The organism is Halomonas sp. KM-1 (assembly GCF_000246875.1).
In the GTDB taxonomy this organism is placed as follows: Bacteria; Pseudomonadota; Gammaproteobacteria; order Pseudomonadales; family Halomonadaceae; genus Halomonas; species Halomonas aerodenitrificans.
The window spans coordinates 24367-40689 of the sequence record NZ_BAEU01000124.1 but is presented as its reverse complement, the minus strand read 5'-3'; the positions used below and the strand labels follow the sequence as shown (position 1 = coordinate 40689).

The following is a 16323-nucleotide window of genomic DNA, read 5'->3' as shown; positions in this document are numbered from 1 at the left end:
ACGATGTCCTGATCTTGAAACATGCTCAGGCTGCGCTCAAATCGGCTTTGATGAAGGGAGGCTTCGTGCATCGCGATGCCTCTGGAACGCCCGCCCAGCGGCATTTTCCAGCTGCCCCGCGGATAAACTGCGACCAATGGCTAATATCATGCAGCGCCAGGCAGCATCTCAATGGAAGTATCGTTCCTGGAGCATTCACCATGCACGAAACCACGCCCATCGCTTTCATCACCGGCGCCACCTCGGGCATCGGCCGGGCCTGCGCCGAGGCCTTCGCCAATGCCGGCTGGGGGCTCGTCCTCACCGGTCGCCGGCAGGAGCGCCTGGACGCCCTGCAGCAGCGTCTCGCCCAGGTACCGGTTCACACAGCCGTGCTGGACGTCACCGACCGCGATGCCGTTCAGCAGGTCGTCGACTCGCTTCCACCGCCCTTCGAACGTCCCAGAGTGCTGCTCAACAACGCCGGCCTGGCACTGGGCAAGGGGCCGTCCCAGGAAGCCGATCTCAACGACTGGCACGCCATGATCGAGACCAACATCAAGGGCTTGGTCACGGTCACACGGCTGTTGCTGCCACGACTGGTGGCTCACGGTGCAGGAGCGAGCGTCATCAACATCGGCTCCATTGCCGCTCACACCCCTTACCCCGGCGGCCATGTCTACGGTGCATCCAAGGCCTTCGTCGAGCAGTTCAGCTACAACCTGCGCTGCGACGTCAGTGCCGCCGGCGTGCGCGTCACCGATCTGGCACCGGGCATGACCATGAGCGAATTCACCGAAGTGCGCATGAAAGGCGATCGCGATGCCGCCGACCGCTATTACGCCGGCACCCACGCCCTGCAACCCGCCGACGTGGCCGCTCAGGCGCTGCACATCGCGGAACTGCCACCCCACGTGAACATCACCCGGCTGGAAGTCACGCCGCTGTGTCAGCAGTGGTCGCCGTTCACCATACTGCGCGAGTGACTCAGGCAGACTCGCCGATGCCCTTCACCACGTAATCCCGCGCCACGCCAATGTGGTAGTCGATAGCCTCGTGGCAACGCCGCGGATCGCCGCTGGCCAGCGCATCCAGCAATTCCCAGTGGCAGGTGGCGATGGTGTCGGGTTCGGCATGGGTCTTGCCGATCAGGGCAATGCAGAGACGCAGCTCGTGAGTGATGTCGTCGAAAGCCTTGAGCAGCCGTCGATTGCCCGAGAAGTCGATCAGCATGCGATGGAAGACAAGGTCCTCCTCGATCTTGCGGCTATCGCTGTCCTGCAACGCCACCTCGCACATCAGCTCGACCTGACGGCGCAGCGCCTGTTCCTTCTGTGCATCGTAGCTTTCGACCAGGCGCGCCATCGCATGCCGCTCGAGGCAGAGGCGAAGATCGAAGACATCGATCAGCTCACTGGCATCCAGCGCCCGCACGAAGAACCCACGGCGAGGCTGGGAGACCAGCAGCCCGCGGCTCTCCAGCAGCCGCGCCGCTTCACGCACGGGGGCTCGGCTCACCCCGAGGTCGCGAGCCAACTGAACTTCCGAAAGCCGCTCACCGGGCGCATAACGCTGACTGATGATGGCCTGGGTCAGGTAGTCGGCGACCTGCTCCACCAGATTGCGCTGCTGGATGATCGCACCGCTACCGAAAGCACTCGAAGGGGTCATGCACCTGGCTCTTGTCGCTTTTGTAGCTACAGTAAGACGATTGACCCGACCTGTCGACCGTCGATTGACGACTGTCGACAGTTTCAAATGTCACTGCTATGGTCAAAAGGGCTGATAGTCACTACCTATCATCAGAGGGAAGAAGCACAACAAACACCCGAGACAACAAGAAGGAATTCGATGATGAGACTGACCCCTCTGGCCGCGGCCGTTGCCGCCCTGGCCTTCACTTCTGCCTTTGCCGATGAACCCCGCTCCGGGGGCACCATCAACACCATCATCCAGCCCGAGCCACCCGGCTTGGTGCTCGGCATGATCCAGAACGACCCCACCCGCAAGGTCGCCGGCAACATCTATGAAGGGTTGCTGCGCTACACCACCGACCTGGAACCGCAACCTCAGCTGGCCGAATCCTGGGAAGTGAGCGACGACGGTCTGGTCTACACCTTCCACCTGCGCGAGGGCGTGCTGTGGCATGACGGCGAGCCCTTCACCGCCGCCGACGTGGTGTTCTCCGCCGATGAATTCCACCGCGAGCTGAACCCCAGCGCCCGCGCCGTGCTGCAGCACGTGGAAAGCATCGAGGCGGAGGACGATCACACCGTGGTCTTCACTCTCTCCGAGCCCTTCGGCCCCTTCCTGCTCTCCTTCGAGGCCGGCACCTTCACCATGGTGCCCAAGCATCTCTACGAGGGCACTGACTTCCGCGACAATGAGCACAATAGCCATCCCATCGGCACCGGCCCGTTCAAGTTCGAGAACTGGGACCGCGGCACCGTCATCGAGCTGGTACGCTTCGACGACTACTACGAGGAAGACCTGCCCTACCTGGACGGCATCAACTGGCATGTCATCCCGGATGGCGCCTCCCGCGCCGTGGCCTACGAGAACGGCACCGTCGACGTGCTGCCCAACGGCACCGTGGAGAACTTCGACATTCCGCGCCTGACCGCCATGGACAACACCTGCGTGACGGAGGAGGGCCACGAGTACTTCAGCCCCTTCGCCATGCTGTGGATGAACAACCGCGAAGGGCCGACGGCAGACAAGCGTTTCCGCCAGGCGGTGATGTATGCCATGGACCGTGAGTTCGCCCGCGACGTGCTGTGGAACGGCCTCGGCGAGGTGCCGCTCTCCTCCTTCGGCTCCAATGCGCGCTTCCGCCACGACGGCCTCGATCCCTACGACCACGATCCGGATCGCGCCCGCGAGCTGCTCGAGGAGATGGGCTACGACAACGAGGAGGTACGCCTGTTGCCGCTGCCCTACGGCGAGACCTGGACCCGCTGGGCCGAGGCCGTGCAGCAGAACTTGCGCGAAGTGGGCATCAACGTGCGCACCCAGTCCACCGACGTGGGTGGCTGGAACCAGCGCCTCTCCGAGTGGGACTACGACCTCGCCTTCACCTTCCTCTTCCAGTACGGCGATCCGGCCCTGGGCATCACCCGCTCCTACCTCTCCGACAACATCGAGCGCGGTTCCCCGTGGAACAACGTCGGCGGCTACGAGAACGAGCGGGTCGACGAGCTGTTCGACGAGGCGGCCACGGCCTTCCCCGACGAGGAGCGCGAAGCCCTCTATCGCGAAGCCCAGGAGATCATCCACGAGGACGTACCGGTAGGCTGGCTGCTGGAGCTCGGCTTCCCGACCATCTACCGCTGCGACGTCCAGAACCTGGTCACCTCCGGTGTGGGGGTCAACGACGGCTTCAGGGACGCCTGGCTCGACCGCTGAGTCGACGTTCGCCCTGACGGGGCGGCGGTATAGCCGCCCCTTACCACCGTCACGCAAGAGGCCGGTTGTATGCTCTACGCTCGACTGATCGTGATGCGGCTGCTCAAGGCCGTCGTCGTCCTGTTCCTGATCGTGATCTTCAATTTCTTCCTGATTCAGATGGCACCGGGCGACCCCGCCGCCATCCTGGCCGGCGAGGCTGGCGCCACCGACGAGGAGTTCCTGCGTCAGCTGCGTGAACGCTTCGGCCTCGATCAGCCGATCTACGTCCAGCTGTGGCGCTACGTCTCGGGTATCGCCATGCTCGATTTCGGCTGGTCGTATCGCCAGGGCATGCCGGTGCTCGACCTGATTCTCGCCCGCCTGCCGGCCACCCTGCTGCTCACCGGCACCGCCTTCGTACTGTCGCTGGCGCTGGGCATCGTGGCCGGCTCCATGGCCGCGGCCCGGGTCAAGAAGCCTTCCGGCTCCATCATCATGGCCCTGGCCCTGCTGTTCTACGCCACGCCGCTGTTCTGGGTGGCACTGATGGCAGTGGTGCTGTTCTCGGTCTTCCTCGGCTGGCTGCCGGCCTACGGCATGTACACGGTGGGCGCTGGACACACCGGCTTTGCCCTGGTGCTTGACGTGGCCAAGCATCTGATCCTGCCCGCCACCACCCTGGCGCTGTTCTTCATGGCCATCTACACCCGCATGACCCGCGCCTCGATGCTCGAGGCAAGCCAGCAGGACTACGTCAAGACTGCCCGCGCCAAGGGGCTCGCCCCGGGCGTGATCCAGCGACGCCACATCCTGCGCAACGCCCTGCTGCCGATCATCACCCTGGCCGGCCTGCAGGCGGGCCAGATGGTGGGCGGCGCCATCCTGACCGAGACGGTGTTCGCCTGGCCCGGCATCGGCCGGCTGATGTTCGAGGCGCTGCAGCAGCGCGACTACAACCTGCTGCTGGGCATCTTCTTCTTCTCCGCCGCACTGGTCATCGTCTTCAACATCATCACCGATCTGGTCTATCGCCTGGCGGATCCGCGCATCAAGGAGGCCTCATGAGCTTCTTCGCCCGCTTTGCCCAGAACCGCGGCGCTCTGGTCGGCCTGTTCATCCTGCTGGCCATCATTGCGATGGCGATGCTGGCCCCCTTCCTCTATCCCGAGTCGCCCTGGCGTATGGTGCAGCGACCCTTCCTCGCCCCCATGGAGGTGGATGGCTTCTGGCTCGGCACCGACACCATGGGCCGCGACGTGGCCGCCGGACTGATGCACGGCGCCTGGGTCTCGCTGCTGATCGGCCTGGTCTCGACCTCGGTAGCGCTGCTCATCGGCGTGCCACTGGGCGCCATCGCCGGTTATTACGGCGGCTTGATCGACGACGCCCTGATGCGCTTCACCGAGTTCTTCCAGACCATCCCGAACTTCGCCCTGGCCATCGTGCTGGTGGCGATCATGCAGCCCAGCGTGACCTCCATCGTACTGGCCATCGCCATCGTCAGCTGGCCGCCGGTGGCACGCCTGGTGCGCGCCGAGTTCATGTCGCTGCGCCACCGCGAATACGTGGAGGCCGCTCGCCTGGTCGGCCAGACCAACCGCACCATCATCCTGCGTCAGATCCTGCCCAACACCCTGTCGCCGATCATCGTGCTGGCCTCGCTGATGGTAGCCACCGCCATCCTGCTGGAGTCGGCCCTCTCCTTCCTCGGCCTGGGTGACCCCAACGTGATGTCCTGGGGCTACATGATCGGTGCCGCCCGCACGGTGATCCGGCAAGCCTGGTGGCTGAGCTTCTTCCCCGGCCTGGCGATCCTGCTTACGGTGCTGGCGCTCAACCTGGTCGGCGAGGGGCTGGATGATGCCTTGAACCCCAAGCTCGCCCGCGAACGCTCCTAGGAGAACGACATGAACGACAACGCTCCGGTATTGAGCATTCGCGGCCTGACCCTCGCCCTGCCCAAGGGCGCCGATCGCGACTACGCGGTGGAGGAGGTCAGCTACGACGTGGCCCGCGGCGAGATCATGTGCGTGGTCGGCGAGTCCGGCTCAGGCAAGTCGATGGCGGCCAACGCGGTGATGGGTTTGCTGCCCAAGGGCGTTCGCGCCACCGCCGGTGAGGTCCTGTTCGACGGTCAGGACCTGCTGGCACTGACGGAAAAGCAGCATCGCAAACTGCGCGGACTGCGCATCGGCATGATCTTTCAGGAACCGATGACCGCACTGAACCCGCTGATGCGGGTCGGCGCCCAGATCGCCGAGGTGTTCGAAGCGCATGGCAAGTTCACTTCGAAGGAGCGCCAGCAGAGAGCACTGGCGCTGCTCGAGGAGGTCGGCATCCCCGAACCGGACAAGGCGATCCGCGCCTACCCGTTCCAGCTCTCCGGCGGGCAGCGCCAGCGGGTGATGATCGCCATGGCACTGGCGCTGGAGCCGGAGTTGCTGATCGCCGACGAGCCAACCACCGCGCTGGACGTCACCACCCAGGCGCAGATCCTGGAATTGATCCGTGACCTGCAGCAGCGCCGCGGCATGGCGGTAATGTTCATCACCCACGACTTCGGCGTGGTGGCCGAGGTGGCCACCCGTGTCTGCGTGATGCGCTACGGTCGGGTCGTCGAGCTCGGCACGGCCCAGGAGGTGCTCGAAAATCCTCGCCACGGGTATACTCGCGCCCTGCTCGAGGCGATTCCCAGCAACATCATTCCGGACGCCGTCGCTCAGGAGCGGCCCGCGCCGCTGCTGGAGGTGCGCAACCTCAACAAGGTGTTCCGCTCACGCGGCGGCCTGTTCAAGCCGGCCCGCGAGGTGCGCGCCCTGGACGACGTCTCCTTCACCCTGGCACCGGGTGAGACAGTCGGAATCGTCGGCGAGTCCGGTTCGGGCAAGTCGACCCTGGGCCGCTGCGTGGTGCGCCTGGAACGGCCCGACAGCGGCTCGCTGAGCCTCAGCGGAACCGATTTCTCGGCCTTGAAGGGAGACGAACTGCGCCGGGAGCGGCGCCGGGTACAGATGATCTTCCAGGATCCCTACGCCTCGCTCAATCCGCGCCACCGGGTCGGCTACGCCATCGCCCAGGGCCCCATGGCCAATGGCGTAGCGCGCCGGCAGGCAATGCAGCAAGCCGAGGAGCTGCTGGAGCTGGTCGGCCTCGGCGCCGTGGCGGTAGATCGCTACCCCCACGAGTTCTCCGGCGGCCAGCGCCAGCGCATCGGCATCGCCCGTGCCCTGGCGCTCAACCCGGAGCTGATCGTAGCCGACGAGGCGGTGTCGGCCCTCGACGTGTCGATCCAGGCCCAGGTGCTCGAACTGCTGGAGGAGTTGAAGCAGAAGCTGTCGCTCTCGCTGCTGTTCATCACCCATGATCTGCGGGTGGCTGCACAGATCTGCGACTCCATCATCGTCATGCAGCACGGCCGCATCGTCGAGCAAGGTACCGCCCAGGAGGTGTTCCTCAGGCCACGGGAGGCCTATACCAAGCAGCTGCTGGACGCCATACCCGGCCGTGCGCACGAAGCCGCCATGGCCTGATGCCCCGCAACGATCGAGAAGGATGAAGCAGATGCAGTCGCTGTTGGAGAGAATCGTCGCCATCGTTGGCGAGGGCAACGTGCTGACCGGCGATGACGTCGCCCAGCGCCGGGTCGACTGGATGAGCGGGGCGAGCTGTCGCGCCGGCGCCATCGTCCGGCCGGCCAACACCGACGAGCTGGCCCAGGTGATGCGCCTGTGCCACGCCGTCGCTCAACCGGTGGTGACCCATGGCGGCCTCACCGGCCTGGTACATGGCGGCGAGGCGAGACCGGACGAGCTTGCCATTTCGCTGGAGCGCATGACCGCCATCGAGGCGATCGACCCCATCGGCGGCAGCATGACGGTTCAGGCCGGTATCGCGCTTCAAACCGTGCAGGAGGCCGCTGCCGAGCACGACCTGCAGTTCGCACTCGACCTCGGCGCGCGGGGCTCCTGCACCATCGGCGGCAACATCGCCACCAATGCCGGCGGCGTACGGGTCATTCGCTACGGCATGATGCGCCAGCAGGTGCTGGGGCTCGAAGCGGTGCTGGCCGACGGCAGCGTGGTCAGCTCGATGAATCGCATGCTGAAGAACAACGCCGGCTACGACCTCAAGCAGCTGTTCATCGGCAGCGAGGGCACCCTGGGTATCGTCACCCGCGCCGTGCTACGGCTGCAGCCGAGAATGACCAGCGAGCGTACCGCGCTGGTGGCCTGCCCCGACTTCGAGGGCGTGACCGGTCTGCTCAGGCACCTGGGGCGCGCGCTGGGCGGCAGCCTGGGCACTTTCGAGGTGATGTGGCGCAACCACTACGCGCTGCTCACCGAGGAGAGCGGCCGCAACACGCCGCCCCTGCCGGCACGCTGGCCCTTCTATGCCATCGTCGAGTCGCTGGGCAGCGACGACGCGGCCAATATCGTGCAGTTCAGCGCGGCACTGGAGTCGGCCCTCGAAGCCGGCCTGATCGAGGACGCCGTGCTCGCCCAATCCGACGCCCAGCGCCAGGGCATCTGGGATATCCGCGAGGACATCGAGGGGCTGATCGACCACCTCTCCCCGCTGTTCACCTTCGACGTCAGCCTGCCCATTCCCGACATGGCCGACTACGCCGATACGCTCGAGCGCAGGATCAGCGAACGCTGGCCCAAGGGGCGCATGGTGATATTCGGCCATCTCGGCGACGGCAACCTGCACGTGTCGGTGGGGGCCGGCAGCGGCGATCCCCAGACCCGCCGCGAGGTGGAGCAGATCGTCTACGGCCCGCTGGCCGAGCTGGGCGGCTCGATCTCCGCCGAGCACGGTATCGGTCTGGAGAAACGCGACTACCTGCCGCTCTCCCGCAACCCCGGTGAGATTGCCCTGATGCGCACGCTGAAGCAGGCGCTGGACCCGAAGGGATTGCTCAATCGTCACAAGATCCTGGCACCCGAGGAGTGAGCGGGTCATGCCCTCTCAGCCCAGTCCGCAGGCAAGCGTGCCGCTGCACCACACCGGTACGACCCTGCTGTTGATCCTGGCCATCGGTCTGTTCTGGGGCGGCAACTGGCCGGCCGTGCGCTTCAGCCTGATGGACATCCCGCCCTTCACTCTGCGCGCCATCGGCTTCGTCACCGGCGCCGTGATGCTGCTGGGCTGGGCATGGCTGAAAGGCTGGCCGCTGGCCATCGCGCCAGGCGAGCGACTGTGGCTGGCCGTGACCGGCGGCTTCACCATCCTGGGATTCAACGTCGGGACTGCCTTCGGTCAGCTGCACATGCCCACGTCCCAGGCGGCCATCATTGCCTTCACCATGCCGTGCTGGGCCCTGCTGCTGGCTATCGGCCTGCTCGGCGAGCGGGTATCGCCGCGCCAATGGCTGGGACTCGGGCTTGGCCAGACCGGACTGCTGGTACTGCTCGGACCGGCTGCCTGGCACGCCGGCCTGGCAGGCCTTGCCGGGCCGGCATTCGTGCTGGGCGCCGCGCTGTCGTGGGCACTCGGCACCGTGCTGACCAAGCGCCGCGGCACCTGGCAGGGCCATGCAGTGGTCATCACCGGCTGGCAATTCGCTCTCTGCGCCCTACCCATGATCGTGCTGGCGTCGCTGTTCGAGTCGCCGGGCACGCCGGCCGCCTGGCAGGTTTCGACTTGGTTCGGACTGGGCTACCACTTGGTCTTCGCCATTTGCCTGGCCCAGATGCTGTGGTTTCGCAACGTCAACCGTCTCAGCGTGGCGCAGTCCACCATCAGCACGTTGCTCATCCCGGTGGTCGGCGTCCTCAGTGCCGTGATGCTGCTCGGCGAGGCACTCACACCGAGGCTTCTGGTGGCGCTTGGCCTGATACTTGCGGCCGTAGCCAGTGTCATGACCCCACGCTGGCCCGCGACTTGAGCCAGCCCCAGGCTTCTGCAACGATCTTTCGTCAACGCGTATATGGAGTGCAGCATGCCCCGCTTTCCCGATCACCTCAAAGGCTCCGGCCCCAGCAACCCCTTTCCCGGCATCAAGGTGCTGGAACGTCGCATCGGCCGCGAGATCCCCCACCGCCTGGGCTCCAACGAGGGCCTCGACATGCCCCATCGGGCGCTGCGCGAACGCTTCGGCGATGCCATGACGGAGCATGTCTACTGCTACGGCGACGCGGAAGCGCTGGGCGTACGCCAGCGGCTCGCCTCGCTCTACGGGCTGCCGCTGGAACACACCCTGGTCGATGCCGGCGCCGACAGTCTGATCGCCCTGGCCCTGCGCACCGTAGCGGAACCCGGTTGCCCGGTGGTCAGCGCCAGCGGTACCTACCCCACCTTCGGCTATTTCGCTCGCGGACAGAACTGTCATCTGGTGGAGCGGCCCTATCGCGAGGCGCCCGGCCTGCTCACCCCCGACCTCGACGCCCTGCTGGCTTCGGCCCATGAGCACCGGGCCCGGCTGGTCTACGTCGCCAATCCGGACAACCCCAGCGGGCATCTGCACGGCGACGACGAGATCCGCCGGCTGCGTGCCGAGCTGCCCGACGATTGCTGGCTGCTGCTCGACGAGGCCTACCACGACTTCCGCGACGACGCCGACTCACCGTTCAGCCGCGAAGCACTGCCCGGCGTGATCCGTCTGCGCACGCTGTCCAAGGCTCACGGGCTGGCCGGGATGCGCATCGGCTACGCCATCGCCGAGCCGGAAACCCTGGGAATGATGATGAAGGTGCGGATCCACTATGCGGTATCCAGCCTCACCCAGGTCATCGCCGAGACCGTGCTCGATCGCCACGCCGAGGTGGAGGCGCACATTCGCGCCGTAAAAGCACGCCGGGAACGCCTCACTCGCCATTTTCACGAACTGGGCGCCGAGGTGCTGCCGAGCGCCACCAACTTCATCGCCCTGCGCTTCTCGAGTGCGGAGCTGGCCGGACGGCTGAATCAGGAGCTGCTCGAGGCCGGCCGCCTGATCGCCCGCCCCGCGCACCCGGACCTCGGCCACGTGCTGCGTATCACCGCCGTCGAGGATGCCCTGGTACCGGGTCGCTTCGACATTCTGGAGCGGGCGCTGGCATCGGGTGCATGAGCGCCCCCCTGTGGCCTTCAAAAGCCCAGCAAAGGGGTGGGCCAGCGCAGCTGCAGCACCTTGCCCAGACCCCACAGCAGGATGACGATACCGGCGGCAAGCCCCAGGCTAGGCAGCCAGGGGCTGCGAAACTGAAGCTTGAGCAAGGCCAGCACGAACAGCCCGGCTGCCGGCAAAGCACCGATGCCAAGAAACAGCGCCACGAAGCCGAGCATCCAGGCGAAGAACAGCAGCCCCTTGGCGAAGAACAGCGGGCTGTCGTCCTCGTCGCCCAGGTCGGTGTAATCGCTGGCTTCCCGCGCCCCCCGCCGCAGCCACTGTCGCCCCAGCTCCAGCAGCGCCAGCAGGATGCCCAGCGCGGCCACCACGGTGGGAAACAGCCTCGCTCCGAGCGAGAACGACTGGCTGATCGTCAGCACGGCCACCAACCCCACCAGCACGAAAAGCACGAATGGCGTCTGCAGATGGCGGGTGAAGATGCCGATCAAGCGGGCTTTCATGGGCGGCTCTCCTTGTCGATCTCGGGTCTCTCGGCTGCCTGTATCGCCTCGGCCCGCTGGCTGGTGTTGCGCTTGAGCCTGACGCTGGCCACTATCAGCGCCACCGCCAGCGCGCCGATCGTCAGCACGCCGGGACGCGTCAGCCATTCCCAGTCGTAGAGGTTGTAGGACATCCACAGATAGCGCTCGGCCAGGCCGCTGAGAATGAAGCCGATCAGCAGCGGCGGACGTGGCATGCCGCTGCGCTTCATCAACCAGCCCAGCAGCCCGAAGCCGAGCAGGAAGGCCAGGTCGGCCCAGTGTCGGGTCTCCTGCCAGGCGCCAACGATCACGATGACGATGATGACCGGGGCAATGTAATGAAACGGCACGAAGGTCAGCCGTGCGATGGGCCGCGACAGCAACAGGCAGATGAAGGTACCGAAGACGTTGGCCAGCGCCAGCGACCAGATGATGACGAACACCAGGTCGAGATCGCGGGTCAGCATCTGCGGGCCGGGCTGAACGCCGAAGATCATCAGCGCCCCCAGCAGCATGGCCATAGCCGAGGAGCCAGGCACACCGAACAGCAGGGTCGGCATCAGCACGCCGCCCTCCTTGGCGTTGTTGGCGCTCTCGGGGGCGATCACACCCCGCACGTCACCCTTGCCGAAACGACTGCGATCCTTGCTGGTCTGGGCCACGATACCGTAGTTGACCCAGTCGATGATCGACGAACCCATGCCGGGAATGGCGCCGATCACCACGCCGATCACGCTATGACGAATCACCAGCCACTTGTGCCTCAGCGTGTCGCGCACCCCATGCATCCAGCCGTGGCCGAGGCCGCGAGCCCGCTCGGCGATGGCACCGCCACGGGCCAGCAGGTCGACGATCTCCGGCAGCGCGAACAGCCCCAGCGCCACGATGACCAGCGACAGTCCGTCGTAGAGGTAGAGAAAGTCCCCCGCGAAGCGATATTCCGCCGCCACCGGCGCGCCGCCGACGGTGCCGATGGCCAGCCCCGCGACTGCCGCCAGCATGCCCTTGAGCGGTCGATTGCCCGACAGCACCCCTATGATGGAGAGCCCCAGCAGGGTCAGCATGAACAGCTCGGGTGAGCCGAAGGCGAGAATCAGCGGGCGCGCGAAGGGCACCACGGCGGAGAGCGCCAGCGCCCCGATCAGGCCGCCGATCAGCGACGCCGTGAAGGCCGCCCCCAGCGCCCTGGCGGCCTCGCCTCGGCGGGCCATCGGATAGCCGTCCATGATGGTGGCCTGAGAGCCGGAAGAGCCGGGAATGCCCATCAGCACCGAGGGAAACGTATCGGCGCTGGGCACCGCCGCCGCAATACCGATGAGCAGGGCCACCCCGGCGTAGGCATCCATGCCGAACAGGAACGGCAGTACCAGCGCCATCCCCATCAGCCCACCCAGTCCGGGCAGAATTCCCACGGCAATACCGATCGCCACCCCGGAAAAGAGCATCAACAGGCGAAAGGGGTCGAGCAGAATCCAGAACGCATTGTCGAACGCATCCAGCATGAGCACCTCATGTCAAAGCCCGTGCACGCGACGAGCCGCCCGAAACCCCGGGCGGCTCGTCGCATGCAGGCATCTCAGTTGAACTCGGTGCCGAAGCGCTCGTTCAGCATGTCGCGCAGGTAGTCGAGAACTTCCGGTGAGGCGGCATCCATCGAAGCCTTGATCTGCCCCAGGTCGTCACCCCACATGATCTCGTAGCCCTCGAGGATGTTGGCACTGGCCTCCTGGAACTCCGGGTCGTTGACCATGGCCTCGACCCCCGCCTGCAGGGCCGCCATCGCCTCGTCGGGGATATCGCCATGTACCCAGACGGTACCGCGGGTGTTCTGCACCAGCGGCACGGTGACCTTGAAGGCCTCCCAGATGGTGCCGGAAGGCATCTCGCCGTGGATTTGCTCGTAGAGCTCAGGGGCGGTGATCATGTCCGGTACGGCAGGGTCGCGCTGCGGATTGCCCTCGCCATCGATGAAGCCGATGGCGTAGAGCGGCATGGCCATCCCCTCGTCCACCAGCGGCTGTACGCTGTTGAGATAGGCCGGCGTGCTCTGAGTGTTGATCATCAGTTCGCCACGCTCGAAGGCAATGCGCGTATCGCCGCGGCCGCCGTAGCCGGGTACCGCGCGGTAATTCAGCTCGAACATCTCCAGCGCTACCAGCGACTCGAGCAGACCCACGGGATCGGTGATGCCCTTGGTCAGCCGGCCTTGCGCCTCGAGCAGGTCGGCCGGGTCGTCGATGCCTGCCTGGGTGGAGATGGCCGTCACGTGCCCCATGGGCGCGGCTACCACCGGCTCCAGCGCGTCGAGGTCGAGCCTGAGCCCCTGTAAGCCGAGGAAGGCGCGCAGGTTCAGGTGGCCCGAGGCGGTCATCAGAGTGAGACCGTCATGGTCGACCCGCTCGGCGAATTCGTTACTGCCCAGCAGACCGCCGGCACCGGTGACGTTCTCGGATACGATGGTGGGGCTGCCGGGGATATGACGGCCCAGATGCTGACTGATCAGCCGGCCGAAGGTATCCGTCCCGCCACCCGGCGAGAAAGGAATGATCATGCGAATGGTCTGACCGGCGTAGTAGTCGTCGGCGTGGGCGGCAGGAAGCATGACGCTGGCGCCAAGGACCAGGCCGGTCGCGATGGCGGCGATCTTGTTATAGGTTGTGCGGGGCATGGGTAGCTCCAAGGTCGAAACGGAACGGAAGGCGTTACTCACCCAAACCACTATAGACAGTGTTCCCCGTCACGACCTCGTGACATCGAGCTCAATCGGCCCGGCGCTCGATCCTGAGCCCATGCCGCTTGAGCTTGCGCACCACGCTGGGCTGGCTGATCCCCAGCCGCTCGGCGATGGCATAGGTGCTGGGGAGCGACCGGCACAGCGCCTCAAGCACCTCGCGTTCGACCCGGGCCAGATAGGCGGAGAGTCCTTCGTTCTCGGTCAGCTCGGCCGGCTGCGTCGTCTCTGCGTGTGAAGACGTCGGCGTCACGGATGAAACGTAGCCCCGTGTCGGCGAATGGATCGAATCGTCCGGGCTCGACAGCCAGGCGCGCTCAAGCCAGTTTTCCAGCTCTCTGACGTTGCCCGGCCAGTCGCCCCCCATCAGCTCCGGCCACACGCTGCCGTGCAGCAGCTTACGCTGGCCATAGCGCTGATTGAGGCGTTCGAGACATGCCTCGGCCAGCGCCGGGATGTCTTCGCGGCGCTCACGCAGCGGCGGGATGGTGACCGGAATGACGTTGACGCGATAGTAGAGGTCGAGGCGAAAGCCACCGCTTTCCACGCGCCTGGCCAGATCCTGATTGGTCGCCACCACCAGACGAAAATCGACCCGCCGCGGCCGGGTATCGCCCAGGCGCAGCACGCTGCCGTCCTGGATCACCTTGAGCAGCTTGGTCTGCATGGGCAGCGGCAGCTCGCCGATTTCGTCGAGGAACAGGGTACCGCCCTCGGCCTGCTCCAACAGCCCCGCCTTGCCCTGGCGCGCCGCCCCGCTGAAGGCGCCGGGCTGATAGCCGAACATCTCCGACTCGAACAGGTTCTCGGGAATCGCCCCGCAGTTGACCTCGATGAACGGCCCCTGCCGCCGCCGGCTCCAGCGATGCAGCTGCTTGGCAAAGGCGCTCTTGCCGACCCCCGATTCGCCGAGCAGCAGCACCGTGGCATCCGAAGGCGCCACGCGCTTGAGCAGCAGCGCCAGCTCCCGCATCACGTCGCTGCGCACCTCCAGGCTGCCCATCGCCTCGTCCAGTTGGCCATCCTCGTGACCAGCACCGGCCCCACTGCGCTTGAGGTGTTCGCTGAAACGCTTCTGCAGTAGCGCATATTCGTCCTGCAGCAGCTGCAGATCGGTCAGGTCCCGGGAGCGGCTGACGATGCGCTCGAGCCTGCCATCGACATGCACCGGGTGCGCCTCGGCGATCACTCGCCGGCCGGTTCCCGTCACCTGCATCAGCTGTACCGGCCTGCCGGTGCGGATCACCTCCAGGCTGATGGAGGGCCGGAGTACGCCCTGCGCCTCCAGCTGCTGCACCGTGCTGCCGACCAGTTGCTCCCGCGGCAGGCCGTAAACCGCCGCCGCGCCAGGGCTGACGTCGAGTACCCGCCCGTCGCCGTCGACGATGAAGAAGTGGTCGTTGGCCGTCTCGACGATGGTACTCACCACCGCGCGGTCGATGTCGCTCATCAGGATACCCAGCCGATGCATGAATGAATCAAGGATGCATTATTGCATCACCGCAGCGCCACTGACGATTCGAATTTGCATCACATGCCCTGACAGGCCCCGTGACAGCGCGAGCTCCGGCTGGCACGAAACCTGCTAGACCTGATGAGTGAGGGATGACACTTCCAACCATCAGGAGCCCAGCATGGCCGATTTCAACCAGCCGCTTGGCGGCAACGAGATGCCCCGCTTCGGCGGCCCCGCCACCATGATGCGCCTGCCCACCCAGCCCAGTGCCGCAGGGCTGGACGTCGCCTTCATCGGCGTACCGCTGGACATCGCCACCTCGAATCGCCCCGGCACGCGTTTGGGGCCGCGCCAGATCCGCGACGAGTCGCGCATGCTGCGTCCCTACAACATGGCCACCCGTGCCGCGCCCTTCGACAGCCTGCAGGTGGCCGACATCGGCGACGTGCCGATCAACACCTTTCACCTGCCCAAGACCGTGGACATCATCAGCGCCTTCTATGACGAGGTGCTCTCCCACGGCTGCATCCCGCTGACCCTGGGCGGCGATCATCTCATCACCCTGCCGATCCTGCGCGCCATCGCCAAGAAGCACGGCCCGGTGGGGCTGATCCACATCGACGCCCACGCCGACGTCAACGAGCACATGTTCGGCGAGCCCATCGCCCACGGCACGCCGTTTCGCCGCGCCCAGGAAGAGGGCCTGCTGGCCCACGGCAAGGTGGTGCAGATCGGCCTGCGCGGCACCGGCTACGCCGCCGAGGACTTCGACTGGTGTCGCCAGCAGGGCTTCCGCGTGGTCACCGCCGAAGAGTGCTGGTACCGCTCGCTGGCGCCGCTGATGGAAGAGGTTCGCAGGCAGATGGGCGATACCCCGGTCTACGTCACTTTCGACATCGACGGCCTCGACCCTTCGGTCGCCCCCGGCACCGGCACCGTCGAGATGGGCGGCCTGACCTCGGCCCAGGGGCTGGAGATCGTGCGCGGCGCGACCGGACTCAACATCGTCGGTGGCGATCTGGTCGAGGTCTCACCGCCCTACGACCCCAGCGGCAACACGGCGCTGATGGGCGCCACCCTGCTCTACGAAATGCTGTGCGTACTGCCCGGCGTGAAGCGTCGCGACTGATACAAGAGCGTCGAGACTGACCCAACAACGACCGACGCCTACAACGACAACCCACACAACGACAAACAT

Annotated in this window: 14 protein-coding genes; 9 read left to right on the top strand and 5 right to left on the bottom strand. The window is 65.9% G+C overall.

Translation table 11 applies throughout. The annotated features are described in order from the left end of the window. Nucleotides 1–200 precede the first annotated feature (200 nt). Nucleotides 201–965 (top strand): SDR family NAD(P)-dependent oxidoreductase, encoded by a 765-nt coding sequence (locus B8115_RS14125; protein WP_010628465.1) that lies wholly within the window; start codon nt 201–203, stop codon nt 963–965. A gap of 1 nt (nt 966) precedes the next feature. Here B8115_RS14125 and B8115_RS14120 read toward each other — a convergent pair whose 3' ends face one another. After that, on the bottom strand, nt 967–1650 hold the full coding sequence (locus tag B8115_RS14120) for a GntR family transcriptional regulator (protein ID WP_010628464.1): 684 nt from the start codon (nt 1648–1650) through the stop codon (nt 967–969). Nucleotides 1651–1833: 183 nt separating this feature from the next. Here B8115_RS14120 and B8115_RS14115 point away from each other — a divergent pair, with 183 nt between their 5' ends. The 7 genes from B8115_RS14115 (at nt 1834) to B8115_RS14085 (ending at nt 10417) form a co-directional block, all read left to right on the top strand. Further along, complete coding sequence (locus B8115_RS14115; RefSeq protein WP_010628463.1) at nt 1834–3384, top strand: ABC transporter substrate-binding protein; 1551 nt, start codon at nt 1834–1836, stop codon at nt 3382–3384. Nucleotides 3385–3453: 69 nt separating this feature from the next. Continuing rightward, the gene (locus B8115_RS14110) at nt 3454–4431 is read left to right on the top strand and encodes an ABC transporter permease (protein ID WP_010628462.1); all 978 of its coding nucleotides are present in this window, start codon (nt 3454–3456) and stop codon (nt 4429–4431) included. Further along, nucleotides 4428–5264: an ABC transporter permease gene (locus tag B8115_RS14105; RefSeq protein WP_010628461.1), complete on the top strand. Its 837-nt coding sequence runs from the start codon at nt 4428–4430 to the stop codon at nt 5262–5264. Before B8115_RS14110 ends, B8115_RS14105 begins: the two co-directional genes overlap by 4 nt. 9 nt (nt 5265–5273) lie before the next feature. Then, nucleotides 5274–6896: an ABC transporter ATP-binding protein gene (locus B8115_RS14100; protein WP_010628460.1), complete on the top strand. Its 1623-nt coding sequence runs from the start codon at nt 5274–5276 to the stop codon at nt 6894–6896. Nucleotides 6897–6927: 31 nt separating this feature from the next. Continuing rightward, nucleotides 6928–8319 (top strand): FAD-binding oxidoreductase, encoded by a 1392-nt coding sequence (locus B8115_RS14095; RefSeq protein ID WP_026038129.1) that lies wholly within the window; start codon nt 6928–6930, stop codon nt 8317–8319. A gap of 7 nt (nt 8320–8326) precedes the next feature. Next, nucleotides 8327–9253: a DMT family transporter gene (locus B8115_RS14090; protein WP_010628458.1), complete on the top strand. Its 927-nt coding sequence runs from the start codon at nt 8327–8329 to the stop codon at nt 9251–9253. Between the two features lie 54 nt (nt 9254–9307). Continuing rightward, nucleotides 9308–10417, top strand: coding sequence for a histidinol-phosphate transaminase (locus B8115_RS14085; RefSeq protein WP_010628457.1), 1110 nt, complete (start codon nt 9308–9310; stop codon nt 10415–10417). A gap of 17 nt (nt 10418–10434) precedes the next feature. Here the strand turns inward: B8115_RS14085 and B8115_RS14080 are convergent, their stop codons facing one another. The 4 genes from B8115_RS14080 to B8115_RS14065 form a co-directional block, all read right to left on the bottom strand. Further along, on the bottom strand, nt 10435–10917 hold the full coding sequence (locus B8115_RS14080) for a tripartite tricarboxylate transporter TctB family protein (protein ID WP_010628456.1): 483 nt from the start codon (nt 10915–10917) through the stop codon (nt 10435–10437). Next, a complete protein-coding gene (locus tag B8115_RS14075) occupies nt 10914–12440 on the bottom strand; it encodes a tripartite tricarboxylate transporter permease (protein ID WP_010628455.1) in 1527 nt (508 codons plus the stop codon). Before B8115_RS14075 ends, B8115_RS14080 begins: the two co-directional genes overlap by 4 nt. A 74-nt stretch (nt 12441–12514) precedes the next feature. Further along, complete coding sequence (locus B8115_RS14070; protein ID WP_010628454.1) at nt 12515–13606, bottom strand: tripartite tricarboxylate transporter substrate binding protein; 1092 nt, start codon at nt 13604–13606, stop codon at nt 12515–12517. A 91-nt stretch (nt 13607–13697) separates the two neighbouring features. Then, nucleotides 13698–15119: a sigma-54-dependent Fis family transcriptional regulator gene (locus B8115_RS14065; protein WP_035591203.1), complete on the bottom strand. Its 1422-nt coding sequence runs from the start codon at nt 15117–15119 to the stop codon at nt 13698–13700. A 184-nt stretch (nt 15120–15303) separates the two neighbouring features. Between B8115_RS14065 and speB the strand changes: the two genes are divergently transcribed. Then, the gene (gene speB / locus B8115_RS14060) at nt 15304–16254 is read left to right on the top strand and encodes an agmatinase (protein ID WP_010628452.1); all 951 of its coding nucleotides are present in this window, start codon (nt 15304–15306) and stop codon (nt 16252–16254) included. Nucleotides 16255–16323 lie beyond the last annotated feature (69 nt).